28 protein-coding genes are annotated in these 26,856 nt (G+C 59.1%); 14 read left to right on the top strand and 14 right to left on the bottom strand.

Going from position 1 to position 26,856, the window contains the following annotated elements; translation table 11 throughout:
* Positions 1–12: 12 nt before the first annotated feature.
* Together hmgA and hppD are read right to left on the bottom strand one after the other, a co-directional pair.
* On the bottom strand, positions 13–1,374 hold the full coding sequence (gene hmgA, locus RL_RS09705; protein WP_011651486.1) for a homogentisate 1,2-dioxygenase: 1,362 nt from the start codon (positions 1,372–1,374) through the stop codon (positions 13–15).
* A 61-nt stretch (positions 1,375–1,435) separates the two neighbouring features.
* Positions 1,436–2,545 carry a 4-hydroxyphenylpyruvate dioxygenase gene (gene hppD / locus RL_RS09700; RefSeq protein WP_011651485.1) on the bottom strand — a complete coding sequence of 370 codons (1,110 nt, stop codon included), beginning with the start codon at positions 2,543–2,545 and terminating at the stop codon, positions 1,436–1,438.
* Between the two features lie 130 nt (positions 2,546–2,675).
* On the opposite strand from hppD, the gene RL_RS09695 reads away from it, so the two are divergent.
* Positions 2,676–3,155, top strand: coding sequence for an Lrp/AsnC family transcriptional regulator (locus RL_RS09695; RefSeq protein WP_011651484.1), 480 nt, complete (start codon positions 2,676–2,678; stop codon positions 3,153–3,155).
* Between the two features lie 48 nt (positions 3,156–3,203).
* Here the strand turns inward: RL_RS09695 and RL_RS09690 are convergent, their stop codons facing one another.
* On the bottom strand, positions 3,204–3,665 hold the full coding sequence (locus RL_RS09690) for an Lrp/AsnC family transcriptional regulator (RefSeq protein WP_011651483.1): 462 nt from the start codon (positions 3,663–3,665) through the stop codon (positions 3,204–3,206).
* A 123-nt stretch (positions 3,666–3,788) separates the two neighbouring features.
* On the opposite strand from RL_RS09690, the gene RL_RS09685 reads away from it, so the two are divergent.
* On the top strand, positions 3,789–4,580 hold the full coding sequence (locus tag RL_RS09685; RefSeq protein ID WP_011651482.1) for a phenylalanine 4-monooxygenase: 792 nt from the start codon (positions 3,789–3,791) through the stop codon (positions 4,578–4,580).
* A 61-nt stretch (positions 4,581–4,641) separates the two neighbouring features.
* Here the strand turns inward: RL_RS09685 and RL_RS09680 are convergent, their stop codons facing one another.
* Positions 4,642–6,423: a peroxidase family protein gene (locus RL_RS09680; RefSeq protein WP_041936261.1), complete on the bottom strand. Its 1,782-nt coding sequence runs from the start codon at positions 6,421–6,423 to the stop codon at positions 4,642–4,644.
* Positions 6,424–7,108: 685 nt separating this feature from the next.
* Between RL_RS09680 and RL_RS09675 the strand changes: the two genes are divergently transcribed.
* Together RL_RS09675 and RL_RS09670 are read left to right on the top strand one after the other, a co-directional pair.
* Positions 7,109–8,464, top strand: a complete 1,356-nt coding sequence (locus RL_RS09675; RefSeq protein WP_011651480.1) for a S8 family peptidase — start codon at positions 7,109–7,111, stop codon at positions 8,462–8,464.
* Entirely contained in the window at positions 8,461–8,691 is a 231-nt protein-coding gene (locus RL_RS09670; RefSeq protein WP_028742154.1) for a hypothetical protein, read from the top strand. Before RL_RS09675 ends, RL_RS09670 begins: the two co-directional genes overlap by 4 nt.
* 93 nt (positions 8,692–8,784) lie before the next feature.
* Here the strand turns inward: RL_RS09670 and RL_RS09665 are convergent, their stop codons facing one another.
* A complete protein-coding gene (locus tag RL_RS09665) occupies positions 8,785–9,489 on the bottom strand; it encodes a type 1 glutamine amidotransferase domain-containing protein (RefSeq protein ID WP_011651479.1) in 705 nt (234 codons plus the stop codon).
* An 80-nt stretch (positions 9,490–9,569) separates the two neighbouring features.
* Complete coding sequence (locus RL_RS09660) at positions 9,570–10,076, bottom strand: YybH family protein (protein WP_011651478.1); 507 nt, start codon at positions 10,074–10,076, stop codon at positions 9,570–9,572.
* Positions 10,077–10,426: 350 nt separating this feature from the next.
* Between RL_RS09660 and RL_RS09655 the strand changes: the two genes are divergently transcribed.
* From RL_RS09655 to RL_RS09625, 7 genes are all read left to right on the top strand, one after another.
* On the top strand, positions 10,427–11,152 hold the full coding sequence (locus tag RL_RS09655) for an SDR family NAD(P)-dependent oxidoreductase (protein ID WP_011651477.1): 726 nt from the start codon (positions 10,427–10,429) through the stop codon (positions 11,150–11,152).
* Positions 11,146–11,655: a RidA family protein gene (locus RL_RS09650; protein ID WP_011651476.1), complete on the top strand. Its 510-nt coding sequence runs from the start codon at positions 11,146–11,148 to the stop codon at positions 11,653–11,655. Before RL_RS09655 ends, RL_RS09650 begins: the two co-directional genes overlap by 7 nt.
* Positions 11,652–12,653, top strand: a complete 1,002-nt coding sequence (locus RL_RS09645) for an enoyl-CoA hydratase/isomerase family protein (RefSeq protein ID WP_011651475.1) — start codon at positions 11,652–11,654, stop codon at positions 12,651–12,653. The genes RL_RS09650 and RL_RS09645 overlap by 4 nt, the downstream gene beginning before the upstream one ends.
* 153 nt (positions 12,654–12,806) lie before the next feature.
* On the top strand, positions 12,807–13,340 hold the full coding sequence (locus RL_RS09640; RefSeq protein WP_011651474.1) for a hypothetical protein: 534 nt from the start codon (positions 12,807–12,809) through the stop codon (positions 13,338–13,340).
* Between the two features lie 33 nt (positions 13,341–13,373).
* Complete coding sequence (locus tag RL_RS09635; RefSeq protein ID WP_011651473.1) at positions 13,374–13,997, top strand: isochorismatase family cysteine hydrolase; 624 nt, start codon at positions 13,374–13,376, stop codon at positions 13,995–13,997.
* A 289-nt stretch (positions 13,998–14,286) separates the two neighbouring features.
* Positions 14,287–14,955: a VOC family protein gene (locus RL_RS09630; protein WP_011651472.1), complete on the top strand. Its 669-nt coding sequence runs from the start codon at positions 14,287–14,289 to the stop codon at positions 14,953–14,955.
* Between the two features lie 482 nt (positions 14,956–15,437).
* The gene (locus RL_RS09625; protein ID WP_011651471.1) at positions 15,438–16,724 is read left to right on the top strand and encodes an epoxide hydrolase family protein; all 1,287 of its coding nucleotides are present in this window, start codon (positions 15,438–15,440) and stop codon (positions 16,722–16,724) included.
* A gap of 131 nt (positions 16,725–16,855) precedes the next feature.
* Here the strand turns inward: RL_RS09625 and RL_RS09620 are convergent, their stop codons facing one another.
* Complete coding sequence (locus RL_RS09620; RefSeq protein ID WP_011651470.1) at positions 16,856–19,702, bottom strand: ATP-binding protein; 2,847 nt, start codon at positions 19,700–19,702, stop codon at positions 16,856–16,858.
* A gap of 267 nt (positions 19,703–19,969) precedes the next feature.
* Between RL_RS09620 and RL_RS09615 the strand changes: the two genes are divergently transcribed.
* Complete coding sequence (locus RL_RS09615; RefSeq protein WP_028742158.1) at positions 19,970–20,623, top strand: response regulator transcription factor; 654 nt, start codon at positions 19,970–19,972, stop codon at positions 20,621–20,623.
* Between the two features lie 95 nt (positions 20,624–20,718).
* Here the strand turns inward: RL_RS09615 and RL_RS09610 are convergent, their stop codons facing one another.
* Entirely contained in the window at positions 20,719–21,732 is a 1,014-nt protein-coding gene (locus tag RL_RS09610; RefSeq protein WP_011651468.1) for a L,D-transpeptidase family protein, read from the bottom strand.
* A 119-nt stretch (positions 21,733–21,851) separates the two neighbouring features.
* Between RL_RS09610 and RL_RS09605 the strand changes: the two genes are divergently transcribed.
* On the top strand, positions 21,852–22,745 hold the full coding sequence (locus RL_RS09605; RefSeq protein ID WP_011651467.1) for a LysR family transcriptional regulator: 894 nt from the start codon (positions 21,852–21,854) through the stop codon (positions 22,743–22,745).
* Positions 22,746–22,758: 13 nt separating this feature from the next.
* Here RL_RS09605 and RL_RS09600 read toward each other — a convergent pair whose 3' ends face one another.
* The 5 genes from RL_RS09600 to RL_RS09585 form a co-directional block, all read right to left on the bottom strand.
* A complete protein-coding gene (locus tag RL_RS09600; protein ID WP_011651466.1) occupies positions 22,759–23,073 on the bottom strand; it encodes a hypothetical protein in 315 nt (104 codons plus the stop codon).
* 110 nt (positions 23,074–23,183) lie between these two features.
* Entirely contained in the window at positions 23,184–23,765 is a 582-nt protein-coding gene (locus RL_RS09595) for a BA14K family protein (protein ID WP_011651465.1), read from the bottom strand.
* Entirely contained in the window at positions 23,762–23,929 is a 168-nt protein-coding gene (locus RL_RS40125; protein ID WP_165422411.1) for a hypothetical protein, read from the bottom strand. The genes RL_RS09595 and RL_RS40125 overlap by 4 nt, the downstream gene beginning before the upstream one ends.
* 49 nt (positions 23,930–23,978) lie before the next feature.
* Complete coding sequence (locus RL_RS09590) at positions 23,979–24,851, bottom strand: DUF1236 domain-containing protein (protein ID WP_041936260.1); 873 nt, start codon at positions 24,849–24,851, stop codon at positions 23,979–23,981.
* A 116-nt stretch (positions 24,852–24,967) separates the two neighbouring features.
* Positions 24,968–25,366 (bottom strand): DUF1236 domain-containing protein, encoded by a 399-nt coding sequence (locus RL_RS09585; protein ID WP_003547654.1) that lies wholly within the window; start codon positions 25,364–25,366, stop codon positions 24,968–24,970.
* Between the two features lie 201 nt (positions 25,367–25,567).
* Between RL_RS09585 and RL_RS09580 the strand changes: the two genes are divergently transcribed.
* Positions 25,568–25,834, top strand: a complete 267-nt coding sequence (locus RL_RS09580; RefSeq protein ID WP_011651463.1) for a hypothetical protein — start codon at positions 25,568–25,570, stop codon at positions 25,832–25,834.
* A gap of 94 nt (positions 25,835–25,928) precedes the next feature.
* Here the strand turns inward: RL_RS09580 and RL_RS09575 are convergent, their stop codons facing one another.
* Entirely contained in the window at positions 25,929–26,768 is an 840-nt protein-coding gene (locus RL_RS09575) for a class I SAM-dependent methyltransferase (protein ID WP_011651462.1), read from the bottom strand.
* Positions 26,769–26,856: the final 88 nt, after the last annotated feature.

Genomic DNA, 26,856 nt, shown 5'->3' with positions numbered 1-26,856 from the left:
TCACTTGATGCATCACTTGATACCGGGGGTTCCGTCGAACTTGCGTTCCAGCCCATCCCAGCATTCCAGGTAATTATCCTGCAGCGTTTCAAGCTCGGCTGCGTATTTCGTCAGTTGCTGCGCGTACCTGGTCTCGAACATGAAGGCCATGGTGTGATCGAGCTTCACCGGTTTGAGCTCGGTATTGGATGCCTTTTCGAAGGCGAGCGCATCCGGCCCGTGGGGAAGCATCATGTTGTGCAGGCTGATGCCGCCCGGCACGAAACCCTCCTCCTTGGCGTCATACTGGCCGTGGATCAGGCCCATGAATTCGCTCATGATGTTGCGGTGGTACCAGGGCGGACGGAACGTGTGCTCGGCGACCAGCCAGCGCGGCGGAAAGATCACGAAATCGACATTCGCCGTACCCGCATCTTCGCTCGGCGCGGTCAGCACCGAAAAGATCGACGGATCGGGATGATCGAAGCGGATCGCGCCGACCGGAGAAAATGTCCGCAGATCGTATTTGAACGGGGCATAGTTGCCGTGCCAGGCCACCACGTCCAGCGGCGAATGGCCGATCTCCGTGACATAGAACTTTCCGCACCATTTCACATGCACACGGCAGGGCGTTTCCTTGTCCTCGAATGCGGCGACAGGCGTCTTGAAGTCGCGCGGGTTTGCCAGGCAGTTGGCGCCGATCGGCCCGCGGTCCGGCAGCGTGAATTTGGCGCCGTAGTTCTCGCAGATATAGCCACGCCAGACCGTCTGTTCGCCGCTCTTCAGAATCTTGAACATCATGCCGCGCGGGATGAGGCATATTTCCAAGGGCTCGACATCCATGATCCCCATCTCTGTGAACACTCTGATGGCGCCGAGCTGCGGCACGATCAGCAATTCACCATCGGCATTGAAGAAGTAATCGTCGACCATGTCCTCATTGAAGACGTAGGCATGGGCTGACATGCCCACCTGGGTGGCGGCATCGCCTGCCGTCGTGATGGTCCGCACCCCTTCGAGGAATGTCAGTCTCTCCGCGGGCGCAGGGATGGGATCCCAGCGAAGCTGGCCGAGAGGAAGCGAATGTTCGTCGAGGCACGGCGCGGTTTTCCAGAGCGGATAGGAAGCATTGGAGAAGCGGCGGGTGTGACGCACGCTCGGGCGGATGCGGTAAAGCCAGGACCTTTCGTTGGTTCCGCGCGGCGCGGTGAACGGCGAGCCGGAAAGCTGCTCCGCATAAAGACCATAGTTGCACTTCTGCGGGCTGTTCTGGCCTTGTGGCAAGGCGCCGGGGAGCGACTCGGTTTCGAAGTCATTGCCGAACCCCGGCATGTATTTCAGCGTGTTTGCTGTCGCGGCTTCACCATCCGACGTCTGGATCGATGTCTGGTCCATGCTCACTCCTCCCCGAACACTCCAGCGCCGCGCGTCCGACAGATGCGCGGCGCTAGTGAGTTTACTCCGCTGCAGTCCCGATGACACCACGCTTGATCTGATCGGCCTCGATCGACTCGAAAAGAGCCCGGAAGTTGCCTTCGCCGAAGCCTTCGTCGCCCTTGCGCTGGATGAATTCGAAGAAGATCGGGCCGATGACGGTCTTGGAGAAGATCTGCAGCAGGATTTTCGTCATGCCTCCATTCACCACACCTTCGCCATCGATGAGGATGCCGTGCTTCTTCATGCGTTCGACAGGTTCACTATGGCCGTTCACGCGTTCATAGGACATGTCGTAATAGGTCTCCGGCGGACCCGGCATGAAGCGCAGGCCGTTGTCGGCCAGCCTGTCGGTGGCGTCGTAAATATCCTCCGTTCCAACGGCGATGTGCTGAATGCCCTCGCCCTTGTACTTCTTCAGATATTCCTCGATCTGGCTGGTATCGTCCTTCGATTCATTCAGCGGAATGCGGATTTTGCCGCAGGGCGAGGTGATGGCGCGGCTGACCAGACCGGTGATCCGCCCATCGATGTCGAAGAAGTGGATCTGCTTGAAATTGAACAGGTTGCGGTAAAAATCCCACCACTTGTCCATGTTGCCGCGGAAGACGTTGTGCGTCAGATGGTCGAGGTAATAAAAGCCGATCCCCTGGGGATGCGGGTCACTCTCGCCGAGCCAATCGAACTCGGCATCGTAAGCCGATCCCCTGGCACCATAGGTCTCGACGAAATAGAGCAGCGAGCCGCCAATGCCGACGATAGCCGGAACGTCGAGCGCCTTGTCATCCCCTTCATAGGGAACGGCGCCTTTTGACACGGCATGCTTGAACGCGTGCTGGGCGTCGACGACGCGCCAGGCCATCGATGGGGCGCAGGGACCATGACTTGCAACGAAACGCGCGGCATGACTGCCGGGCTCGGCGTTCAGCACATAGTTGATGTCGCCTTGTCGCCAGACGGTGATGTCTTTCGTCTTGTGCCTGGCGACCGCAACATAGCCCATGCGTGTGAAGAGCTCGCGCAGCGTCTCGGGCTCGGGATGGGCGAATTCGACGAATTCGAAGCCGTCGGTGCCGGCCGGATTGTCGGCGGTGATTTCCGAGGGCGGCGCATCATGCGGGAAAGGACCCATTTTCTTTCCTCCAGAGGAGATTGCATTTGATATGCAAAGTGTGGCCCAAAACGCGTGCAAAGTTCTTGCATTCTTTATGCTCCGAGAAGAAATTATGCACGATCCGTGAGTGTATTGGAGATTTCGCGCAATGGATGAGCCGCTCGACAAATTGGATTTGCGCCTGCTTCAGGAACTTCAGAAGGACGGCAGGCTGACGAACAACGAGTTGGGGGAGCGGATTGCGCTTTCACCGTCGCAATGCTCGCGCCGGCGGACGAGACTGGAGGCTGAAGGATATATCCGCAGCTACCGGGCTCACCTCGATCGGCAGAAGTTGGGGCTCGATATGCTGGTGGTCATCTCCGTGACGCTTGCGACCCACAACAGAGACAATGCCCGCCGATTTTCGCAGCTGATCAACGGACTGCCTGAAGTTCTCGAAGCCTATGCTTTGACCGGTGAAATGGACTATCACCTGACGGTCGCGACCCGCGGCCTCGCCGACCTCTCCAAATTCGTCAACGACGTTCTGTTGCCCCACGAGTCGGTGCAGCACGTGAAGACGTCGATCGTCCTCGACACGCTGAAGACATTCGAAGGCTTTCCGGTGCCGATGCCGGCTCACTGACATGGCGACAGAACGCGATGATTCCGCTGCCTCGTTCGGGGACAGGCATTAGAGCGGTAGTTCAGTCGAGAATTTCAGCTCGCGCAGCACGAAGCTCGAGACGACGGTACGCACATGCGGGTTGCGCATGAGATAGCGGGTCATGAAGGCTTCGTAGCTTTCCACATCGCTTGCCCGGATCTTCAGCATGTAATCGAAGGCGCCTGATAGGGCGTAGCACTCCATGATCTCCGGCCGCTCCAGCACCATCGAAGCGAAAGATGCGACCGCCTCTTCGTGGTGATCCTCCAGCGTGACATGCGCAATAACGCAGAGCTTGAGATCGAGTTTTCCAGGATCGAGCAGCGTCACCCGCTTACGGATGACGCCGTCGGCTTCCAGTTCCTGGATCTTCCGCCATGCCGAGCTCTGCGACATGCCGGCCTTTTCCGCTAGGTCGGCCAACGACAGACTGCCGTCGGCCTGGACGAGCTGCAGAAGCTTACGGCGGAAATTCCCATGTTCTTTCATTTTTGGCGTCACTTTCGGGAATATTTGCCACCATTATGGCGATAGCCAGCATGAAAGAAAAGAAAATCCTCCAAACTCGGATCATAATGGCAGGAATAGCGCCGTGCCTGGGAGGATCAGCACATGACCAAGGAAAGCAGCTACACCGCCAAATTGCCCGGCCCGGATGGTCTCTATGACTACACCCCGGATGAAGATGCGATCTGGGGTGAACTCTATCGGCGTCAGATGAAATTGCTTTCCGATACCGCCTGCCGCGAATATCTGGATGGCGTCAAAATGCTGGGGCTGAAGCCCGATAAGGTGCCTCAGCTTCTCGACGTCAACAGACGCCTGAACGAGACCACCGGCTTTGGTGTGGAAGGCGTGCCGGCGCTCATTCCGCCCTCGCGCTTTTACGAGCTTCTGTCGCAAGGCAAATTCCCGCTAGCAACTTTCCTCCGCCGTCGCGAGCATATCGACTATATCGAGGAACCGGACCTGTTCCACGAGGTTTTCGGCCATTGCCCCATGCTCACCAACCAAAGCTATGCCAATTTCGTCCGGCATTTCGGCGAAACGGCCGTCCGCCTCGGCAAGGGCTATTCATGGCACCTGTTCCGGATCTTCTGGTTCACCGTCGAATTCGGCCTGATCAATACGCCGCAAGGTCGCCGCTGCTTCGGCGCGGGCATCGTCTCATCTCCCAGTGAAGCGAAGGCGGCAATGGAAGGCAAGGCATGCGAATTCCGGCCGTTCGATCTGCTGAGCGTGCTCCGCACGCCCTACCGGATCGATATCCTCCAGCCGATCTACTATGTCATCGACAGCTTCGCCGATCTTGAAGCGATCGTGGAGCAGGATATCGAGGCCACGATCCTCAAGGCAAAATCACTGGGTGATTTCGCCCCCGCTTTCGAAGCCAAGGCTTCGTAAATCGCGGATGATATGGCGGTTTGCCTCGCCGCGGTGCGGCGAGGCAACAGTCTTACCTGCACTACTGCATAACCGCCGCGAACCGCATCCACTTGGCGATCGAGTCGATCGGCGTGTTGTCCGGCATCTTGAGAGGGCTCTGACTGGGCGTGAACCCACGCGAAAGAGCCGAGTCCGGATCCGCTAGCAGCACGCCCACGAAGGTCGACGCCACGAGACAACTCCCGACTTCGCCCAATCGATTTCCGCCCGCAGCCTCGGCTTCGGCCAGAATGTAGAACCAGAGCGGCGTACGTTCGTGGAAACGCGATGCAGTGCCGGCGAGGAAGTTCTTCAGATCGGGCTTTGCGGCGAACAGCGCCGAGACATCTTGGATCGGCGAGGACTGTACCGCGCCAGTTTGCTTGAGATGCTTGTGTAAAGCCTGACCCGTCGGGAGCCTGAGATTGTAGCCCCGACGAAGGTTCCTCCTTGCCAGGTTCTTGAACAACTCCTTGAGCTGTTGGTCGGCCTGGTCTTCACCCTCCTTGAACAGCGTATGCAATGGAGGAGCCAGTTCCGTATCGATCCTCCTGGCAAGACGGGCCGGCTCTCCATCGCCCGCATCATGGGGATCGGCTCCGGTAAAGCGCGTCCAGTCGATTATCCAGTTCTTGGGCAGCTTCTTCGCGTTATCCAGCCTGCCGCCGCCGCCAGTGAATTCGAAAAGCAACTGCAAGGTGGCGCGCGGTAGAAAACCTGTGCCCGGCCGCCCGAAGTTCTTGTTGTAGTCGTAGAAGGCTCTGACCATGGAATGACCGAACCGATAGGCTGCGGTGGAGAACTCCAATGGCAGAGCATTGCCGAGCCGGGTATTCTGTCTCCGGGCATCGAACTCGGCTCTGAATTTGAAGAAATGAGATGCCCGATCCTTGACGACGCGGTCCACCACAACCGGATCGCAAACGCCCTTGAGATATCCTTCTACAATCAACCACTGATAGTGAAGTCTTGTCAGAGCCTGCGCTGAGCTGAAATCGGCGATCCAGCCGGTGTCATGCGATGCGAGATAATCGACGGCCTTGTTATGGAACCGGAGAAAGCTCAGATGGAACTGCGCGACGACGAGATTTTCATCGTTGCGATTATCCCCGATTATCGCGCGCTGGGGCAAGCTATCAGAGAATTTCTGAAACGCCTCGGGAGTCATCGCGGCCTGAGCCAGACGTAAAGCCGCCTCCCGGACAGACGACTGGACCTGGCCGTAGCGAGGGAGGTCGCGATGTTCGTCGAGGTTGTCTGGAAGTGGCCCCGGATCGACGGCTGTCCCGACGCGCATTTTGTTTTTCAGCGTGGGGTGGCGAAGGCCGGAGATCACTTTGACAACATCCGCATCTATTCCCTCGCCGACGGCAGATCCGCCGTAGACACTATCCAGATCGAAACGGGGCGAGCGAGCATTCCTGAACTGACTCTCCACTGTCGACGAGGCGACAGGCGGGTGTGCATTGACCATGCTCGAGATCGCCCCTTCGCGATCAGTTCGGGCCGTCAGCTCGTGATCCAGGAATTGTCCCCAATATGTAAAAACAGGCGGGAGCGTGGAATCTTCCGTCGGATCCTCGCTCGTCGGCGTCGCGACAACATCGATCATCATTTCGCCGAGTTCATCGAGCTCCCCAAGCGTCTCCGCCGTGTTGGGAAGGTAATTCTCTGGCGCATCTAATGGCGGCACGAAATAACCGAAGTCAGCTTCTTCATCGACCGCGACGTCACCCGTCGCTGGCCGCCCGGCCCGAACGCTCGGCCCTGGAACTGCACGCTTTTTCTCCGCACCCCCGTGCGATTGAAAAACGATTGCCATTGGCAACACCCTCCGTTTTCCAGCCCGCGGGATAATTCATACACCTAGAACGCGAAGTCAACTAATCATATTGGGCTATTATTCATCTTAAAGTTGGTAAATTACCCGTAAACCCAGTCGATATCTGTCCGGATTCAGCGCACTCGTTTTGTGCGCATCGTACCCCCTACCCGCGGTTGGCGCCTCGCTGTAAGCGGTGCCACAGCCGGCATCGCCAGCGCTTTTCGCGACAAGTCCGTTATTGCACTTCGGTATCGATAATCGGAAAGAGCCTCCTCAGGCACAAAAATAACGAGGAAATCCAATGGAGAGGAGTGCAGAAGTATAGGTTACCTGCAAAGCAATGAAATACCGGCGAACGACCACTAGAATTTTCATTTGCTAACTCAACAATAAGATGTATATTTGCCGCCGAGATTTCGGCTAGGGAAGTACATCCCGAAATCGACCTACAAGGTACAATTTATTATGCTTGCTTGCCGAATGCTCCAATTTTCGGTCGGCGAAGCTTTGTGTTCTCGTGGCAAGTCAGCGGAAATAAACATCTAGTCAATCCGCATCGATCTACCTTTAGGGCCGCCGCTGTCCCGAACGCGAGTTTCGGCTCGATTAACGGGTATGCCGCGTCAAGCTTGCGGCTTTTGTATTGCTTTCAAACCGCGAATGATGGGGGAGAGTTGATATCATGGCGAAATCAACACGAGGCAGGGTCAACGCACCGGGCGACGGCACATCGGGTCTTGGCATGGTCGTGCGATTTACACCCAAAGCAAGGAGCGAGGGTGTACAGCAACTCGAAAAAGGCGGCTTCCGTGTCGCGTCGTCCAAAGATTTTCGCAGCGCAGTGGCGGTGCCAAATGATTTCGAAGGCGCTGATGTTCAGTACTTCGAACGTTTCGGAATCGCAATTGTGCGCCGGGACGGCGAGAGACTGAAACCCATGTTGCAAAATGCCATGCAGCGGAAGGTCGTCAGCGCGGCTCGGCCGGAGCGATCCTATCGTGCCCTCGGCGGGCCGCTGACGAAACGGCTAGACCTCGCGCAGGCAACGGCGGGCGGCGTTGCAGCCCCCTTGGACCGTGATTACCTGCTCGGCTATCGGGACGCTGTGAACGAACTGGTCGATCGCTTATTGGGCAAAAAGGGGGCAGAAGGGCTTGTCGCCCGGGCCGCCTTTGACGAGACCAGCAACACCTGGGGACTGCAGGCTATCAGGGCTATCGAAAGTGACCTCAGCGGGGCCGGCATCAAGGTGGCAATTCTGGATACCGGATTTGATGAAACTCATCAGGATTTTGTCGGCCGTTCTGTCACCAAAAAGCTCTTTGCAACACGTAGTTCCGAAGGCGACGTTCACGGTCACGGAACGCATTGCATCGGTACGGCATGCGGTCCATTGCGACCGACCAGCGGCCCACGCTATGGCATCGCCCATGAGGCGGAAATCTACGCTGGAAAGGTGCTGGGCGACGATGGCTTCGGCACTGACCGGTCGATCATTGCCGGCATGGAATGGGCGCTGGATGAAGGTTGCCATGTTATTTCGATGTCGCTGGGCGCTGCAACGCAAATTGGAGATGCGCCGAGTGACGACTACGAGCAAATTGGGCAGGTATGTTTAGACGCGGGAACTTTAGTTGTTGCCGCCGCTGGGAACGAAAGTTCTCGTCCTCAACAGATTGCGCCAGTTGGTTCTCCGGCGAACGCGTCCACGATCCTGGGAGTTGGCGCCGTGGATCGCTCCTTCGTGCCGGCTTCGTTCTCATGCGGCGGTTTGAATCCTGGTCAGGAAGTGGACATTGCCGCTCCTGGCGTCGACATATTTTCGAGCTTGCCCGATGACAAGTATGACCGGTGGGATGGCACCAGCATGGCGACCCCACATGTTGCCGGCGTTGCCGCTCTTATTGCTCAGTCTGATCCGAAGTTTCGCGGATGGGCGCTATGGGCCCGCTTGATTCAGCTTACAAAGCCTCTATCTTCCCCTGGTAGGGATGTCGGCAAGGGCCTGCTCCAGGCAAGAGGAAGCGGCGAGGTATGACGACCGATAAGATTGAAGTTACCATTCGGGTCGACAAAAACGAGGCCCGCAGTTTGGGAGAGGTAGTCGGCGACTTGAAGTCGCAAGGCCTCGAACAGGTGCAAAGCCACGAGCGCTTCATGATTGTCAACGGTACTGTCAATCCTGACGCGCTCGATGCGCTTCGCGCGGTAAAGGGAGTCGCTTCCGTTCGGAAAGATGTCGCATACAAGACTCAACCGAACTGATCATGCAGGCGGCACGGCCTATGCGCAGGCGCTGAGTAGGAAGTCCCGTTTGCGACTACGCATCCTGAGTTTGTCAGCTGTCCACGCTGTGACTCATGCTGCACTCGAACCGAGAGAAGACGGCTGGGCAAGCAGTTTGACCAGGGCTTGCGCACCGGCAGTCGAAGAGGCCGGGTTCTGTCCGGTGATCAACCGGCCGTCGGTGATGGCAAAGCTCTGCCAGTTCGGCGCTTTTTCATAAAGTCCGCCGAGCCGCTTCAATTCATCTTCGACCAGGAACGGCACGACGTCGGTGAGTTGAACCTCTTCCTCTTCGCTATTCGCGAACCCTGTGACGCGTTTTCCTTTGACGATCGGCGCGCCCTTATATGTCACCAGATGCAGCACGGCAGGTGCATGGCAGACGGCGGCAACCGGCTTGCCGGAATTGTAGAAGGACTCGATCAGAGAGATCGAATCCGGGTTGTCGACCAGATCCCACATCGGTCCGTGGCCGCCCGGATAGAACACTGCGTCGAAATTCTCCGAGCGCATGTCCGCCAGCTTCAAGGTGCTGGCGAAATCCTTCTGCGCCGCTGCGTCTTGTTTGAAGCGCGTCATCGCCTCCGTCTGGTTTTCCGGCAGATCGCTCTTCGGATCGACCGGCGGCTGGCCGCCCTTGGGCGAGGCGAGGACGAGTTCAACGCCGGCATCGCGAAAGACATAATAGGGCGCAGCTCCTTCTTCGAGCCAGAAGCCCGTCTTTCGGCCGGTGCTGCCAAGAATGTCATGGGACGTAAACACCATCAGGATCTTCATCTGTCGACTCCTTCTTGTTCGACCGCAGTCAGAACCGGCTGCGTGAAGAGAAGTATGACAAGCTTCCGCTCGCACCACAGTTACACCTTGGTATCGGCGATACCTTGGTATTGGCTGCCTTTGGCCCTGCCCCCAAAGATCAAACGTTGGTAGTCCGCAAGCATCTTGGGGTCTTCGACGGAACCGTGGTGGTGGAGTTGCCGCCAGGCGTCGTTCATTCGAACGAACCAGCGTGTCGTGCGAAAGGCTACATCGAGCCTCTCCTCGGGTGTCTCGCATCGCCCCCTTTCGCGACCGACAAAGAGGTGCCAGTCTTCTCCGCCCTGGCTCGTGAAGTCGTGGAACGCCACCTGCACCTTCGCCGGACCTTCGAAAAGCCTGGAATACCCTTCGGCAATTGCGCCCCAGCCGCGTCGGATTCCGCCGATGGGATTGTCCATGCTCGGAGCTTCGCCCTCGACCCAGATGGCTTCCAGCGCCGTCATGTCGGCAGCGTTGAACGCCCTGTAGAACTCTTTCAGCGCGTCTAGAGGACCCTCGCCGGTCTTCGCCTCGTTTCCCGTTATCGCTCGTAGATGCGTCTGCATGTCAGAACCTCTTTCCGCTTGGTTTCAAAGGAGCGCCGGCCCGGGCCGGCTTGCTGAGCATGCGGAAAGGAAAAAGCGGATTCCATTAGACGATGGTGTCGTCAACGCGCGGATTCGGCTTCCTCCGGTGATCGGCGCTCGGTCCCGCCATCCCACCCAAAGGTATCGGCGACACCTTCGTACAATAGGCGGCAACCGTTTTTGGCGAGATGTTCCTGGCAGAACGGCAACGGAGACGTCGAAACCGTTCCCGGCTGAAGGCCGGATCAGCACACAAGCTCGCGATCGAGGCAGCACCCAACCGTTGGCGGCGGGCGGCTGGTCGATGCGTACCAGTAACGGAGGCGGAAATGAGCCTGCACAAGACAGTGGTGATCACCGGCGCATCCCAAGGGATCGGCGCCGGCCTCGTGAAGACCTTCCTCGATAAGGGATACAATGTCGTCGGGACATCGAGACGCATCAGCGAGACGACCGCGTTCGAGCGCAATGACAGGCTGGCGTTGATCGACGGCGACGTCGCCGATCCGGAGACCGCCGAGCGTGCTGCGCAGCGAGCCGTCGAGCGGTTCGGGTCGATCGACGCGCTGGTCAACAACGCCGGCATCTTCGTCACAAAGCCTTTCCTCGACTACACGATCGATGACTTTCGGCGCCTGACGGCGACCAACGTCGAAGGCTTCCTTCACTTCACCAAGTGCGGTGTGTCGCAGATGCTTCGTCAGAAGTCGGGCGGAAGCGTCGTCACCATCACGTCGTCGCTGACGGATCATCCCATCGCCGGCGTGACGGCGTCCGTGCCGATGATCACGAAAGGCGGCCTCAATGCCATCACCAAGAGCCTGGCGCTGGAATTCGCCCGGGATAACATCAGGGTCAATGCAGTGTCGCCGGGTGTGGTCGACACACCGCTGCATACGACGAACCCAAAAGATTATCTCAAATCGCTTTCGCCAATGGGAACGATCACGGCCGTCCAGGAGATCGTCGACGGCGTCGTGTATCTGACCGAGTCAGCGAATATCACCGGGGAGGTGCTGCACGTCGACAACGGCGCACATTTGGGAAAATGGTAGGCCGCGACCCGGAGGGGCGCCTGCAGGAACTGGGCATCGTGCTGCCTCCCCCGCCGACGCCTTTCGGCGCCTATGTCGAGGCGATCCAGTCAGGGCCGCTGCTGTTCCTGAGCGGCATGCTTCCGGTGGTCGGCCACGATCCTGTCTACTTCGGGCGGGTCGGCGAGGAGCTTTCGGTCCTTGAAGGCTATGATGCCGCGCGCACCGCCTGCCTCAGCGGCATCGCGGCCGCGAGGTCGCACCTGGGATCGTTGAACTCCGTTCGTCGCATTTCCAAGCTCGGCGTTTATATCGCGACATCCCACACGTTCCGCGAACATCCGAAGGTGGCAGACGGCGCCTCCGAGCTTCTGCTCGACATTTTCGGAGCGGAAAGGATTCCGCCGCGCATCGTTCTCGGCGTCACCAGCATCCCGCTCGGAATGCCCGTCGAAATCGAGCTCATTCTTGAAATCGAGCGGAAGGATTTCGCTGACCAACCCCAGACATGGAGACAATCATGACACTCACATCATCGAAAAGGTTGCGGTCCCGGCTTGCTCTCGCCGTCGTCGCGTCATCCACGTTTCTGACAGCCGCGACGGTCCTGATGCTGCCGGCGCTTGCGCTCTCAGGCCAGTCGCCGGTCAAGCCGGACAGCACGGTACAGTCAAAGCCCGGGTCCGAAACGCCACACGAATCCCAGATCAAAGTGAACAGGCGGACACCGGCCTATTGGCGGGTGACATTTGACAACCCTCCGTTCAATATTTTCGGTCCGGAGACCATTCCGCAGCTCGAGAAGGTTATCGCCGACATCGAGACCGATCAGAACCTCAGGGTCGTCGTGTTCGACAGCGACGTGCCGGGTTTTTTCCTGACCCACTACAATTTCACGCCCCCTTTGGAGGAGTCGACGAGCCTTCCCTCAGGGCGCACCGGTCTTCATCCGCTTCCCGACATGCTGGTGCGATTGAGCAAGGCGCCGGTCGTATCGATCGCCTTGATCCGTGGACGCGCCACGGGGGTCGGAAGCGAGCTCGCCCTGGCGAGCGACATGCGTTTTGCGAGCCGGGAAAAGGCCATACTGTCACAATGGGAGGTCGGTGCCGGCTTCGTGCCGGGCGGTGGCCCTATGGCACGGCTTCCCAGACTGATGGGCCGAGGGCGTGCGCTCGAAGTCCTGCTCGGATCCGACGACATCAACGGCGAACTGGCGGAGCAATATGGTTACGTGAACCGTTCGTTCGCAGACGACAAGCTTGATCCCTTCGTCGACGCCCTTGCCGCGCGCATCTCGGGATTTGACCGGAGAGCCATCGCGGATACGAAAGGGCTGGTCGATTTCGCCAGCCTGCCGACCGACCCGGAAATCGGTGCCGGCTGGGACGCCTTCATCTCCTCGGTCCAGCGCCCCGTCGCGCAAAAGAACATCGGCAGGTTGATGGAGATGGGCCTGCAGACGAAGCCCGACATCGAGTCGAGGCTCGGCCACTACACGCGGACTTTGGCCGATAACTAGGCTGAAGAGGCGCCCCATGTGAACCGGCAGGTCGAACGGGCACTACCGCATATTCGACGGCGTCTTTGTGATGCCGGAGAATCCAGATCGCGGTACAGCAGGCTCTGGTCTGGCAGCCCGCGCCCTATCCCTTATGAACAATGGAGAGATGACATGCACAGCGTTGAGAACCAGATCGTCGATTCAAGCTTTTCCGCCATCATCAATGCGCCGATCGAGCAGATCGACATCCCCGGTTGGTGCTTCACATTGCCCGAGAAGGACTACCAGGAATGCTCTCCAGCCCACATCGCCGCCGGCTTCACCACGGCGCCGGACGGCAGGCGGATGTCGATCAATGTCGAGACCATCGGCGGTAGTCTGATGGTCCAGCATTACGTCGAGACGCTCGGCGAGAAGGATCACCTGATCCTTGACTCCCACTCGGACGTTTTCACCCCATCGGGGCGCACGACCATCCATGTGACCTGGGAGCTGAGCGCCAAGCGGATCGACGAGGCGAGATGCGAGTTCACCAACCGCGTCAGGTCCTACGCGACTGACGAGATGCTCGCCTTCCTCGACCGCCAGGGGATTCCATTCGACATCTTCCGGACGCAGCGCCAGCCGATGTCCATTGCCCATAACAAGGGCGAGACGCCGCTCTTCGCCGCGAATATCGAGCGCGCCGCGCTCCGCAACGGCTGACCGTCTAAATCTAGTTGCCGTACGGAGAGCACCATGAAACGCCTGTCCTATGATCCGAACAACACCGGCCTGGTGGTTGTCGACCCCTATAATGATTTCATTTCCGAGGGCGGAAAAATCTGGCCTCGGATCAAGGAGGTGGCGGAAGCCAACAACTGCGTGCCACACATGCAGCAGGTTTTGACCGCAGCGCGTGCTGCAAAGCTTCGCGTCTTTTTCGCCATGCATCACCGGTACCGAGAAGGCGATTATGAGAACTGGAAATTTGTGGCGCCGATCCAGCGCGCGGCGTGGCACCGCAGAAGTTTCGAATGCGGAACCTGGGGCGGAGAATTCCGTGCCGAGTTCGTTCCGGCCGCAGGCGAGATCGTCGCGTCCGAACACTGGTGCTCAAGCGGATTTGCCAACACCGATCTCGATTTACAGCTGAAGCGGCTCGGCATCGAGAGGATAATCGTCATTGGACTGGTCGCTCACACCTGCATCGAAGCCACGGTCCGCTTTGCCGCCGAACTGGGCTACGACGTCACGGTGGTGAGGGACGCCGTTGCGGACTACTCGGACGAGATGATGCACGCAGCGTTGGAAATCAACATGCCCAACTATGCCAGTGCTATCGTGACCACAAGCGATCTCGTTGAAGCGCTTGCAGCGTGACAAGCGCGTCGCGCGGCGCCAAAGCGGCCCTCTGCGGAGACATTCCCCCGGGGGGCGAGCGCACGCCTTTAAGGGTGAACAAAGCTTCTTGGTCTGCTCTGTCGGACAAAGGAGGCGTTTCTTGCGTGCGGGCGTCACAGGCGTCCGGCGCGGTCTTCATCGACCATCGCCGATTATCGCCGCATCCATCGAACCGACACCATGGGACAATGGACGGCCGCACTGGGCCGACGCATCGTTCACAGCGCTACGGGCAGTGCCCATCACGCACATTACGGGAGAATTGAAAATGTCCATCCAGGAACGTAACAGGACAGCCGCAGAGAAGGTGCATGACGTCGACATGAAGCTCGAAGTCGTGGTTATTCCGGTTTCCGACGTCGATCGCGCAAGGGCCTTCTACACCCGGCTTGGCTGGAGGCTGGACGCCGACGTTTCCGGCGCGAACGGGTTCCGGGTGGTGCAGGTGACGCCGCCTGGCTCGCCGTGCTCGGTGATCTTCGGCAGCGGCGTCACCTCCGCCAAGCCGGGTTCCGCGCAAGGACTTCATCTCATCGTTTCCAACATCGAGACGGCTCACGCGGCGGTGGCCGCCCGAGGCGCCGCGATGAGCGGTGTCTTTCATGATGTCGGCGGCGTTTTCCATCATCAGGACGACGAGGGTCGTCTTGCGGGTCCGCATCCAACCCGCGGGAGTTACTCATCTTTCGCATCGTTCAGCGATCCTGATGGAAACGGTTGGCTCTTTCAGGAGGTGACAGCCAGGCTGCCAGGCCGGATCGACGCAACGGGCGCGGCATTCTCGACGGAGAGCGATCTTGCGAGCGCGTTGCGCCGCGCCGCTGCCGCCCATGGCGACCATGAAACGCGCACCGGCGGCAATCATGATGAGAACTGGCCGGACTGGTATGCGCAGTACATGATCGCCGAGCGCTCAGGACGGCCGTTGCCCGACTGACGGCTCATTTGCACTGCCGGCATGTGCCATGGGAGTTTTGGAAGAGTGCTTCCGGCGCTGCTCACAGGCAAGGCCGCTGCAACTGTTGCGATCGAACCTGGATCTGGCCGCCATCTGCGATGATGGTGGCCTTCTCTTTTGGCATGATCGAGCTCCCCCGTTCCAACGGAACATCGGCTGCGGCCTCGCCCAGTTCGATCGGATTTTAGCCGACTGGACGAGCGAGAGATCCCCGCTTTGGCCACGACATCAATGATCTCGCCCTCACGCCCTTCGCACCTTGAGACAAGAACCTGCCGCTTTCAATCGAGCCGGCCTCGTTGCTCCCCCAATGTCGACCTGTTCGAAACCCTCCAAAGGCCCTCTCTGCCATCCGTATTCGGAACCGATCCAATGGTATCGGCGACACCTTGGTGCAATAGAAGCTCGCCTCAGCACATGGGAGCTTTGGCGCGTCGAAATTCTGAACCCCGGAGACCCCCATGTCATCCATCTCATCCTCAGTCACTCGCCGCACTCTTTTGGCAACCGCCGCGGCCGCGGGCGCGCTCAGCGTCCTTCCAGCCTCGATCGCCCTGGCCAAAGCCAGTGGCGAGGAAATTCGTCCCTTCAAATACAAGGCGACCGATGCCCAACTCGACGATCTCCGCCGCCGCATCGAAGCAACGCGCTTTCCGGAGCGCGAGATCGTCGATGACAATACTCAGGGCGTTCAGTCCGCGACCATCGAAAAGCTCGCCAGCTATTGGGCCAAGGACTATGACTGGCGAAAGGTCGAAGCGAGACTGAACGCCCTGCCCCAGTTCAAGACCAAGATCGACGGCGTCGACATCCACTTCATCCATGTGAAGGCCAAGCGCGACGGAGCCCTGCCCATCATCGTGACACACGGATGGCCGGGGTCGATCATCGAGCAGATGAAGATTATCGAGCCCCTTACCAATCCGACCGCCCATGGCGGCTCGGCGTCAGATGCTTTCGACGTCGTCATCCCTTCGATCCCTGGCTACGCCTTCTCCGGAAAGCCGACCGAGAAGGGCTGGGATCCCATCCGGATCGCGCATGCCTGGATCGAACTCATGAAACGCCTCGGCTACTCGAAATATGTCGCCCAGGGCGGCGACTGGGGCGACGCCGTGACTGAGCAGATGGCACTGATCGCCCCGCCGGAACTGGTCGGCATCCACGTCAATATGCCGGCCACCGTTCCGGACAACATCGCCGCCGCGCTGCGGCCGGGAGGCACCAAGCCTGCAGGACTGTCGGCCGACGAGGAACACGCCTACAACCAGCTCGACGACTTCTACAAGCATGGCCTCGGCTACGCGATCGAAATGGCAAACCGCCCGCAGACCTTGGTCGGCATTGCGGATTCACCCGTTGGCCTTGCCGCCTGGATGATCGATCACGACATCCGGAGCTACGAGCTGATCGCCCGCGTCTTCGACGGCGAGACGGAAGGCCTGACACGAGAGGATATCCTTGACAATGTGACCCTCTACTGGCTCACGAACACGGCCGTCTCGTCGGCACGCCTTTACTGGGAGAACAAGCTTGAATTCTTCGCTGTGAAGAATGTCAAGATTCCGGTGGCGGTCAGCGTATTTCCCGACGAAATCTATGCGGCACCCCGGAGCTGGACGGAGCGGGCCTACCCGAACCTGATACACTACAACAGGCTCGCGAAGGGCGGGCACTTCGCGGCATGGGAGCAGACGACGGTGTTCTGCGAAGAACTCCGCACTGCGTTCCGTTCGGTCAGAACGTAAACGCATTTCGGACGCGGGCCTGGTCGCCGGTTTTCCGGCGGCCTTGCTCCATGTGTTGAACATGGACGCGGGTCCATATCTGATTTCGGTTGCGACGCGGGACTGTCGTCCAGCGATTTTCGGCATTCTTTTCAGCCCAGACCGTCGATCAGCATCTTTGCTCGTGACACTTTGACGCTGGAAAATCCTTCCGTGAACTGCTGGTAGATCGGAAGGAGGATATTGCGGGCCGATCCGCCTCCACCATTGCGATCAAGGAATTCGACGAGGCTGGTTCCTGCAGAAATCTGCCAGTAAATTCCGCCTTGCGCGGAGGCCTGCTGCATTGCCTGTTGGTACAAGTTTTGGACATCAGAGGCGTCGCTGATGTTCTGAGTGGCCAATATCTCGCCCTTCTTTCTCAAAATCTCTGGCACCATCCACCGGTAGCCTTTTTGCTCTGAGAAATGCAGAGCATTTCCGATTTCCTGAAGCGCCTCATTAAAACGACCGGCCGCCTGCAACGCAGACGCAAGCTCGCATAAGAAAAAAGGGTAAAAAAGCAGGTACGCTGCTTCACGCATCTCACCAATGCCGGATCGAAGCGCGTCGATTCCATTCATAGGATTGCCTGATCTGGACGCCAGACTTCCCTTCACGCACAAGCCTACCGCGTGAAAAGGGCGCAGGCCATGCTGGAATGCGTGGTCGAGCAACTCCTCGCCGTATTCTTTGGCTCGATGCATTTCTTCAAGGCTTAGTGAAACGAAGACAGCCGACCATGCGAGAGCAACACATAACACGAATGGCTGCCTTGTTTCGCGTGCTTCCCGGATCGACTCCTCGGCCGTTCGAACCGCCGCGTCCAACTGACCGCGTGAGATCAGGTTCACCGTGTTGTGGGCCATGGAGGACGTCCGAACGTCGGCACCCAGCCTCAGCATATCTTTGCGGCGATTATCGGAGGGGAAATGCCTCGCCGCCCAATCAAGCCGCTCGCCAGCTTCCAGGTGCTCCGCCTGATAGGTTTGAGGAATTCCCACGAGCCATGCGGCCGTAGCCCGGGACTGTATGTCTCTTCCCTTGACGACTTGCTCGTATTCACGCGCAAACACCAGCGCGTCTTCCAATTCCATCGACCGGGCGGAGAACAGCCAAAGTGCGCATGTCACGCGCTGCTGGTAGTCAAAGTCATCGAATGCCTTTGCCAGCGACAAGGCACCGGTCAGCACGTCCCTGCCGCGATGGCTCATGCCTTGGGTGTAAATCAGCGCAAACCCGAGAGCGCATCGCAAGACCATCTCGGTGCGGCTTCCGCTCTCCTCGCCGATCTGTTCGAGCGCTTTTTCCGCCCAGTCGCCCGCCTCGGAAACGAGCGACATGGCAGTCCAGAAGTCGCTCGTGGTGGCGGCGAGCCTTGCGCCCAGAATTCCGTCCCCATCGGGCGAGAGAGCCCATCTCAACGCGGCACGCAGATTGTCGACCTCCCGGCGATAGTGACCAATTTCTTCGATCGCAGCCTGAAGATCGCGCTCCTCCGAAAACGGCCGAAAGAACGACAGAAAGTACTCCGCCAGCCGACGCATAGCGCGTTGGTAGTGGTCGCGGACCCCGAGTTTTTCGCGTGCGTAGACTCGAACAGTTTCGAGGAGACGCCAGCGAGGACCTGTTTCCGCCCCTTCGAATGTCACCAGAGACTTCGAGACGAGATTAGAAATAGCGAGAGCCGTTTCCGCCTCGGTTTCCCCACTCACCGCCACGGCGGCATCTAGTGTAAAGCCGGCAGGGAAGATCGCCAGATTGCGAAGCAGTTGACGTTCGGCTTCCGGCAACAATTCATAGCTCCAATCCAGCGCCGCGCGGAGCGTCTGATGACGAGGCAAAGCCGTCCTACGGCCGCCGGTCAGCAGGACAAAGCGATCGTCCAGTCGGCCGGCGATCTGTTGGAGACCGAGGGTCGCAGCGCGGGCGGCGGCAAATTCGATGGCAAGCGGAATTCCATCGAGATGCCGACATATCGTCGCTATGGCAGACAGCTTTTCCTGGGTTGGCGAAAAATCCCATAGCAAGGCCCGAGTGCGAGCGATGAAGAGCTGGACTGCACTATGCTCCAGGGCGTTGCCGAAATCCTCGCTCGCCGGAACCTCGAGCGGGGGCACGCGGTAAGCGAATTCGCCCTCGATACGGAGAAGCTCTCGGCTTGTCGCGAGCACCGATACATTCTGGCAAGCGCGCACGATCGCCTCGACCATCGCGGCGGCTGCGTCGATGACTTGTTCGCAGTTGTCGATCACCAACAACATCTTCCTCGTTCCGATGGCGCGCGCCACCAACTCTGCGGAAATGTCGTCTCCCTGAAGATGCAAATCGAGGGCTTGAGCTAGCGTTGTGGGAACAAGGCCAGGATCCGACAGGGATACAAGTTCTACGAAGAAGGCGTCGCCGTCCAGCGATGGCAGCAAACGGCGGGCGATTTCCGATGCAAGCACGGTCTTTCCGATACCGCCGGGGCCGGTCAGCGTAACAACTCGGTAGGCAGACGTCAGGTCCAGGACTTGGGTAATCGTCGTCTCGCGGCCTACCAAATCAGACATTGAGGCCGGAATATTCGTAAAAAACAAATTCTCAGTCGACCGTGGGTGGATGGGAGGCGTCAGCGCCGGCGCGTGTGCTGGTTTACGATGGCACGTCCACTCGCCAAGAATACGATAGCCTCGACCAGAAATGGTCTTCAGCAAATTCCTATCTTTTCCGAGCGCCTTACGAATTGCCGATATGTGAACCTGAATCGTATTGTCTTCGACGACGAGTCCGGGCCAGACGCGCTTCATAAGGTCGTCTTTGGATACAATATCGCCTTCCGAAACCACAAGTGTTTCCAGAATTTCAAATGCCCGACTGCCGATGGGTACTGGCGCTCCCATGGCACGCAGCTCTCGTTTCGCGAGGTCAAGCTCCCAACCGCAGAACTCGAAAAGGCCTAACTCGATCTGTCCCAAAGCACTCTCTCATCCGTCCAGGCAATGGTATTTAGGGCCATAAAACCATAGGAACGCCCCCTATTCCAAGGGTACGGGGCCGCGCTCCAAAGCAGCGATTCAGAATTTTTCAGAATCTCTCATAGCACTTAAGTGCCATTTTTAATCGCTATCCGCTAAAAGAATTTCCAGCAGCGATCGCGACAATCAACAGTCGGACGCGAGTACAATTCATTTCCAAGATCTTTGCCCACAGAATTCTCAACACAATTTAAAAGGAGAATGGCAATGTACACTGGCAACCACCCTCATGCTACAACGCGCAAAGCGCAGAAACTCTCACCAGAAGACGCAATCGTCATCATATTGAGTGACGACGATACTATTCGTTCGGCTTTGGACGCAAACATTCACTTGCAAGGTAGGCGGTCGCACCTATGCAAATCGAGAACGGATTTTCTGATAAGCCCTGAGGCGGACTTAGTCGGCTGCGTTGTTCTTGACGCGAGGCTGCCTGACCTGACCGCGTCTGATCTGACACATCTAATATGTGCGCATGCTATCCGCTGCCCGGTGATCGTCCTCACCGGCCATGGCGGTCAAGCGATGACCGTAAACGCAACGAAATTTCATGTCAGCTTCATACCACAGCCGTTCGACTTGAACGCTCTCGCGGAAAAGATACATGCGGCCATTCGGACCACCATGGAGATAGGTCGCCTGGAGGGAAACTACCGTACGCTTACGCCGCGAGAGCGGGAAGTCATGAAGTTCGTCGCCGAGGGGCTACTGAACAAGCAGGTGGCGTTCAAATTGAACATCAGCGAGATCACAGTGAAGGCTCATCGCGGTCAGGTCATGAGGAAGATGAATGCCCGAACGTTGCCGCATCTGGTGAACATGGCAGCGAAGCTCGATATCGGTGTGGCATTCCTGCATTAGTTTGTGGTCTGACAGACGGTCGGAGATGCCGGGAAGCGCCCGACATCCTATCGGCAGCAAGCCCGAGAAGGGATCGGAATAGAAATAATTCCGTCTCACTTCGGGGCGGCTGGACTGCCTGTGACGAAGTCCACCACGACCCCTGGCTTGACCATAGCCGCCAACTCTTCGGCATCCCAGTTCGTCAGCCGCACGCAGCCATGCGATCCCACCTTGTCGATGAGCTTCGGCTCCGGTGTGCCGTGTATCCCATAGGTCGGCTCGGTCAGGTCTATCCAGACCGTACCAACAGGACCGTTCGGCCCTTTCGGGATCGTCAGGACCTTGTCGTTCTTTCCCTGCTTGAAGTTGCGCTTCGGGTCATATCTGTAGACCGGCATCCGCGCGACACCCTTGACCTTGTGCTTGCCTGACGGCGCCGGATTGTCTTCGCTTCCGATCGTTGCGGGATAGACTGCAAGCAGGGATCCGTCCGCCGCATAGGCGAGCACCTGCCCCGTCTTCCTGTCAGCCTCGATCCTCTTGACCTTTCCTCCTCTTGGAGGACCCGGGTTCACCACCCACACCGTGTCGCCAGGAGCAAATTGCGAAGCCGGGTTGAGCGCATGCACGAGATCGATCCCCATGTGGAACCGCTCGGATAGTTTCTCGGCAACGCTCGTATATCCCAGGCTTTGCATCTTTGCCTTCTCGCCATAGTCTTCAGGGATCTTGTCAACGAGACCCGCGGCATCCTCTGCCGAGACGACATAGCTTTCAACGATCGGGGCAACGATAGGGGCATTGCCTTCCAGGCGGGAGGCGACCTCTGGATCCAGCCTCCCATCGACAGGAAGATTGTTCATAGCCTCGAAGCCGGCCACGGCCTTGTCGACGTTTTCGCCGGAGAGTCCGTCAATCACGCCGGGAGACGAGCCTGCACGGTCGAGCAGCACCTGAAGGCGGACGATCGCCGGGTCGGGATCTCCCGGCGCAGGCTTCTCAGTCCCGATGGACGCAATCGACGCGGTGTTGATTTCTTCAGGCCGGAGTTCCCGCGCGGCGGCACCGCCAACGGAGAAGGCCAGAGCGAGCAGCGACATCGTCAGGGCTGTTTTCATGGACGACAAATGGGCGGCGCCGCAACTTGTTCCAGTGCGAACCGAACCAGGCAGGTGTTCACGATGATTTCAATGTCCAGTCTCTGCAAATTCAGTACAACCGCCATTTGATCCGAAGGAGCTCGTGAATGCCACGCGAGAGCGTCAACGACCTGATGGCCTTTCTGGCGGTCGCCCGGGAGAAGAATTTTACGCGGGCGGCTGCGAAGCTGGGCGTCTCTCAATCGGCGCTCAGCCACACTGTCCGCCAGCTCGAGACGCGCCTTGGAATCCGGCTTCTGACCCGTACCACGCGGGCAGTTTCACTCACCGACGCCGGGGAGCGGTTGTTCCAAGGCGTGGGACCCCACTTCGACGAGATCGATGCTCAACTCGACGCTCTCACCGAGCTCCGGGACAGGCCAGCGGGGAACATTCGCATCACGGCATCCGATCATGCGATCAACTGGATCATCTGGCCGAAACTCCAGCGCTTCCTACCGAACAAGCCTGACATCAAGGTGGAGCTGATACGCGAGAATGGGCTGTCCGACATCGTGACCGAGCGCTTCGACGGCGGCGTTCGGATGGGCGAGCAGGTGGCGAAAGACATGATCTCGACACGCATCGGGCCTGATTTCCCTTTTGCCGTCGTCGGCGCACCCTCATATTTCGAGGGCAAGGGGGTTCCGGAGCATCCGCAGGACCTCGTCCGCCACAACTGCATCAACGAGCGCCTGCCCACATATGGCGGCTTCTGGGCATGGGAGTTCGAAGACAACGGGAAAGAGATCAGGATCAGGGTAGAGGGACAGCTTGCCTTCAATAACTCCTATCAGAGTGTGGAAGCGGCGCTGGACGGACTTGGCTTGGCATACGTACCAGAAGACGTCGCGCTACCTCATATCGCGGAAGGCCGTCTGAGACGCGTGCTGGAAGCCTTTTCCCCATACTGGGATGGCTACCATCTCTACTATCCCAGCAGAAGGCAGTCCTCTCCGGCATTCGTGGCGCTCGTCGACGCCCTGCGCCATCGAGCCTGACGAGGTGACCCTCTCAATGAATTGTTTTCGACCGCTTCTCGGCATGCGAAATGTCATCGAGCGTAGCCATAAGCTTTTCGAACTCGCTCAAGACGCGATTGAACTCGGCGTCCTGCATGTTGGCGATTTCGGAAATCGTCGAGGACACGGACGCGATCAGCCTGTCGATCCAAACGCAGCGCTCGGCCGGCACATGTCCGAGAACCTCCCGCCGATGCGTCTTCAGCTCACGGAGGATGCGAACGATAAGGGCTCCCCGATCCGCCCGGCTCAAGAGCGGAAGCCTTGTCTGTGCCTGCTGGATTTCCGTTATCAGCGTCGTCGCCATCCCCGATCTCCAACCCTCGTGCAACCAGGTATCACAACCGTAGCGTTTGCAACACGGACTTTAGTCCGGTTGGCCAGGTCGTGCAATCGGGTAGGCACCGCGCCACCCCATCAGTTGCTCACTGCTACGAGATCCGACACATCGCAGCTGCGCCGGGGTCCGTCCCATGGTTGATAGGTATTGTCTTGCGGTCGATACGACTTGTAGCGAGCGGCGCACCGGGCTGCCGCCTGTGCATTCACTTTCGTGCCAACGCCTTCATCGGCCCCGGCGACGATCCGCTGGAACGGCGAAGCGCACTCGCGGGTCTCGCCGCTATAGGATCGATAGCTGTTGGTCGCGGGATCGAAAGAGCGGTACCGGTCCGCACACCAGGCAAGATGCTCGACCGAAAATTCTGGCTGGGGTGTCTGACGTTCGGCCGTCGGGCGAACGGGTTCCGGCCTCGCCCTTGCGGTGATGACGGGCGATGCCTCGGTGACATAGCTGGAATAGAGAGGCGGAATTCGTTCATAGCGCTGCTGCCGAGGATCGACTTTCACCGGCGTCGTCGTCCAGAGATCGGGCGCTGCAAGGTCATTGAATGCGTGGGACTCGGAATCCGCCACGACTTGGGACGCGACAGACACAGCAGCCATGCAAACCCCGACCGAGCTTAAGATTCCAAAGGCAACGGATGCGATGGCTTTCATTGTCCCGACCCCTGCTGGTGAGCCTGTGGAACCCAGACGCGGCCGGCAGTACTGTCATGTCGGTCGCCAGTGGCGACAAGCACGCCGAGAATACCGGTCATTGCCAGCAGGATGACGATCAGCGGCAAGGCCAGACCACCGGATTTTTCTTCGGAATAGATCATGTTCCTCTCCTCGGCCCCGGCGGCGGAGATCGCCGCCGGGCACCGCTCGTTATGCCGAAATGATGTAGACGATCGTGAATGCGGAAGGATCGACGATGACGATCCGGCCATCCGCGAGAAGGAAGAAACGGTAGGCCTTGTACTGCGGTACAATTTCCACGATCCGCGGCGGCAGCGGCTCGAGCCTGATCTTCTTCGGGATAGTGGTGCCGACGGAGACCGTGAAGTCCGCCTCCCGCACCGGCTCGACATGAACCTCCTTCACAACGCTGCGGATTTCCGTCTGCTGCTCGACGGAGATGTTCACGTTGGTCGTGTTGCTCGTCTCGGTCTTCGTGGTGTTCTCGGTGTTGCTGTCGACGGATGTGTTGTTGTTCTCCACCTTCGTCTTGCTGTTCGACTGGGTCTCAGTCGAGCCGCTGGAAGACTTGACGTCGCCGGACTTCTGGGTTTCACCGGAGCCGGTCGACGTGCCAGTGTCCTGGCTGCCGGCGGGCTTCTGGCTTTCCGTCGAGGACTGTCCCGACTTGGAAGATTTCGAACTGTCCGGGTCTCCGCCTGAGGCGTCTGTACCTGCAGCACCGGAGCCGGTTTCGGTCGAGCTTCCGGACTGCGTCTTAGCACCGGGCTGGGTTGTCGTCTGATCGGAAGATCTATCCGTGGAGGTTCCGCTCGACGCACCCGACGAGCTTCCGTCGGAGCCAGAAGGCTGCGTGGCTTGCTCGCTCGATGCTCCCGCGCCGCCCGAGGAGGCACCGCCCGCATCCGGTTGCTGGGTCGCGCCACCGCTGGATTGGTCGTTTTGAGCAGCACCCTTCTTGGGAAGAATCGGTGCATCCTGCGCCGTAGCGGACATGATACCGACCGGCGAAACGCCGATCGAGAGTGCCGTCATCAGTACGGCGAGTGTCTTGGTCTTCATAACAATCTCTCTGCTTTTTGGCCGCACGACGACGCTATCGTCCGTCGTGCGGCGGTTCTCAGGTTCTGACGATGATATTGGGAGGCAAGACGCGGCAGAGACCGCGTAGGATCAGGTCACTTGATGACCTGGATCACCTTGCGGGACGACGGCTCGACGATGACACGTTCATCGTTGACCACTGCATAAGCATAGGTCGGGTCATCCGGAATAGGCGTCACGACGACCGTCTCCGGCAGGGGCTGGCCGACGACAACCTTCTCCTTGACGACCACGCGCGCCGACGGGGCCGGAGCCTCGCGGACATAGGTGATGACCTTTTGCGGCGGCGGATCAATCGCCGTGCCAACGACTGCGCCGGCAACGCCGCCGACAGCAGCGCCAACGGGCCCGCCGACGATCGCACCGGTAACCGCCCCACCGGCGGCACCATTGACGGTCGAGGACTGGGCGAATGCGACGCCCGACATCAGGGTCGTGGCAGCTACTGCACCGACGATAAGCTTGGAGAGCATTTTCTCCTCCTTCTGTTTCGAGGCGGCCTTCGTGACCGCTGCCGAACCAACTTGCTGGAGGCAGGGTCGTTCCACGCCCCGGACCTCAGTCCGATGGGTCCCGGCCTTTGGTCCTAAAACCCATGTCAATGCCCGTTGCCGGCGCTATTTCAGGATTAAAAGGGCCCCGCACACACGGGCATAGGCAGGAGACTGAAGGAGATGGCACGATCCAATCGCCGCGAAGCTGGACGCCGGCGCCTGGCGATGCGTTTGCCGCATATGCGGAAGCTGATCATGGCAGCCTGCGACCCGTTGCAGCTCGAACTCTTCGAGGCCTACCAGATGGCAGTCGAAGCGCGCGACGCAGTGCGCCGGCGACGGTTCAATCCAAATCTGGTACGGGAATACGACGAGACTTGTTCTGACATCGAGCGGCACGTCATCCGCGCAATAGAAGAACCTTCCTTCGCGCAGCGCACTCGCTGAGGTCCGGTGAGACTTCATACCGGCAGACGAAACTTTTGGGCATTCGATCCGGGGGGAATCGCGTGATTGGCAGGCCAGCCTGCGTCAGAGAGCGTTATGGAGCGCGGCCGGCGACGATGAGCGCGCTCATGCCGCCGCAAGGACGGGCCCCGTGGCGCGATCCCACCCGCTCAGCCACCTCATCGACTATCTCGGAAATGTGCTCGGGCGCCCGCCATTCGATCTCTCTCCTGAGCGGAGTGCCTTGGCAGAAGGCCGCAGCGACGTCGTGCGCGGTGGCAGCGACGGAGGTCAACTTGACCCGATCGCAGGAAACTGCCTCAAATCCCGCCGAAGCCACGTCTGCCTTGATGAGGCGGGGGTCGACGTAGGAATATGGCAAGCGCCTTAGAAAATCCGGTGGGTCCGACGGGAAAAGGCTCGCCAGACATTCGTCCACACATCTTGCGAAGTCGTTGGCCGAGAGTGAGCCCCACGTTGAAAACAGAAAACGACCTCCGCTCCGCAACACTCTTTTAGCCTCGCCATAGGCCTTCAACTTATCCGGAAAGAACATCACGCCGAACTGGCAGACGACGAGGTCGAACATCGAAGGCGCGAACGGCAGATTTTGTGCATCGGCGTGCATCCAGTGAGTCCGCGACATCGTCAGCGATGGCGCGCCAACGTCAATCATCGCCTGGCTGAGATCGGTGGCAACGATCTCCGTTGCCGGATCAAGCGTCGCCCGCAGAGCGCGTGTCAAGGCGCCGGTCCCCGCAGCGACCTCGAGAACGCTGCCGGGTTTGGACCGGTCGGCGACGATTGCCATCTCCGAGGCATAGGGTTCGAAAAGGATCGGCACGAGAAGGGTCTCGTAAAGCTCGGCGACGCCTTCCTCGAACGGCGCGATAGAAGAGCCCGATGCGGCGCGGGTGGCGCCTTCGATATCCATGGAAATCTCCACTCAAAGCCTCCAAACCCGGGTCGTCGGTCAAGAAATATGCCTGAATCTACTGATGTCTACTGGGGTCAGACCTTGG

Source organism: Rhizobium johnstonii 3841, assembly GCF_000009265.1.
Classification (GTDB): Bacteria; Pseudomonadota; Alphaproteobacteria; order Rhizobiales; family Rhizobiaceae; genus Rhizobium; species Rhizobium acaciae.
Note: the sequence above shows the minus strand (reverse complement) of the source record. Positions and strands in the feature narration are given on the sequence as shown.

Bases quoted from the DNA above. Each gene is read 5' to 3' on its own strand.
- RL_RS09575 (WP_011651462.1), bottom strand. From the start codon at position 26,768: ATGGATATCGAAGGCGCCACCCGCGCCGCATCGGGCTCTTCTATCGCG.
- RL_RS09595 (WP_011651465.1), bottom strand. From the start codon at position 23,765: ATGAAAGCCATCGCATCCGTTGCCTTTGGAATCTTAAGCTCGGTCGGG.
- hmgA (WP_011651486.1), bottom strand. From the start codon at position 1,374: ATGGACCAGACATCGATCCAGACGTCGGATGGTGAAGCCGCGACAGCA.
- RL_RS09650 (WP_011651476.1), top strand. From the start codon at position 11,146: ATGGTAGGCCGCGACCCGGAGGGGCGCCTGCAGGAACTGGGCATCGTG.
- RL_RS09670 (WP_028742154.1), top strand. From the start codon at position 8,461: ATGACGACCGATAAGATTGAAGTTACCATTCGGGTCGACAAAAACGAG.
- RL_RS09690 (WP_011651483.1), bottom strand. From the start codon at position 3,665: ATGAAAGAACATGGGAATTTCCGCCGTAAGCTTCTGCAGCTCGTCCAG.
- hppD (WP_011651485.1), bottom strand. From the start codon at position 2,545: ATGGGTCCTTTCCCGCATGATGCGCCGCCCTCGGAAATCACCGCCGAC.
- RL_RS09640 (WP_011651474.1), top strand. From the start codon at position 12,807: ATGCACAGCGTTGAGAACCAGATCGTCGATTCAAGCTTTTCCGCCATC.
- RL_RS09645 (WP_011651475.1), top strand. From the start codon at position 11,652: ATGACACTCACATCATCGAAAAGGTTGCGGTCCCGGCTTGCTCTCGCC.
- RL_RS09580 (WP_011651463.1), top strand. From the start codon at position 25,568: ATGGCACGATCCAATCGCCGCGAAGCTGGACGCCGGCGCCTGGCGATG.
- RL_RS09600 (WP_011651466.1), bottom strand. From the start codon at position 23,073: ATGGCGACGACGCTGATAACGGAAATCCAGCAGGCACAGACAAGGCTT.
- RL_RS09660 (WP_011651478.1), bottom strand. From the start codon at position 10,076: ATGCAGACGCATCTACGAGCGATAACGGGAAACGAGGCGAAGACCGGC.
- RL_RS09625 (WP_011651471.1), top strand. From the start codon at position 15,438: ATGTCATCCATCTCATCCTCAGTCACTCGCCGCACTCTTTTGGCAACC.
- RL_RS40125 (WP_165422411.1), bottom strand. From the start codon at position 23,929: ATGATCTATTCCGAAGAAAAATCCGGTGGTCTGGCCTTGCCGCTGATC.
- RL_RS09585 (WP_003547654.1), bottom strand. From the start codon at position 25,366: ATGCTCTCCAAGCTTATCGTCGGTGCAGTAGCTGCCACGACCCTGATG.
- RL_RS09695 (WP_011651484.1), top strand. From the start codon at position 2,676: ATGGATGAGCCGCTCGACAAATTGGATTTGCGCCTGCTTCAGGAACTT.
- RL_RS09665 (WP_011651479.1), bottom strand. From the start codon at position 9,489: ATGAAGATCCTGATGGTGTTTACGTCCCATGACATTCTTGGCAGCACC.
- RL_RS09675 (WP_011651480.1), top strand. From the start codon at position 7,109: ATGGCGAAATCAACACGAGGCAGGGTCAACGCACCGGGCGACGGCACA.
- RL_RS09655 (WP_011651477.1), top strand. From the start codon at position 10,427: ATGAGCCTGCACAAGACAGTGGTGATCACCGGCGCATCCCAAGGGATC.
- RL_RS09615 (WP_028742158.1), top strand. From the start codon at position 19,970: ATGTACACTGGCAACCACCCTCATGCTACAACGCGCAAAGCGCAGAAA.
- RL_RS09590 (WP_041936260.1), bottom strand. From the start codon at position 24,851: ATGAAGACCAAGACACTCGCCGTACTGATGACGGCACTCTCGATCGGC.
- RL_RS09680 (WP_041936261.1), bottom strand. From the start codon at position 6,423: ATGGCAATCGTTTTTCAATCGCACGGGGGTGCGGAGAAAAAGCGTGCA.
- RL_RS09685 (WP_011651482.1), top strand. From the start codon at position 3,789: ATGACCAAGGAAAGCAGCTACACCGCCAAATTGCCCGGCCCGGATGGT.
- RL_RS09635 (WP_011651473.1), top strand. From the start codon at position 13,374: ATGAAACGCCTGTCCTATGATCCGAACAACACCGGCCTGGTGGTTGTC.
- RL_RS09605 (WP_011651467.1), top strand. From the start codon at position 21,852: ATGCCACGCGAGAGCGTCAACGACCTGATGGCCTTTCTGGCGGTCGCC.
- RL_RS09630 (WP_011651472.1), top strand. From the start codon at position 14,287: ATGTCCATCCAGGAACGTAACAGGACAGCCGCAGAGAAGGTGCATGAC.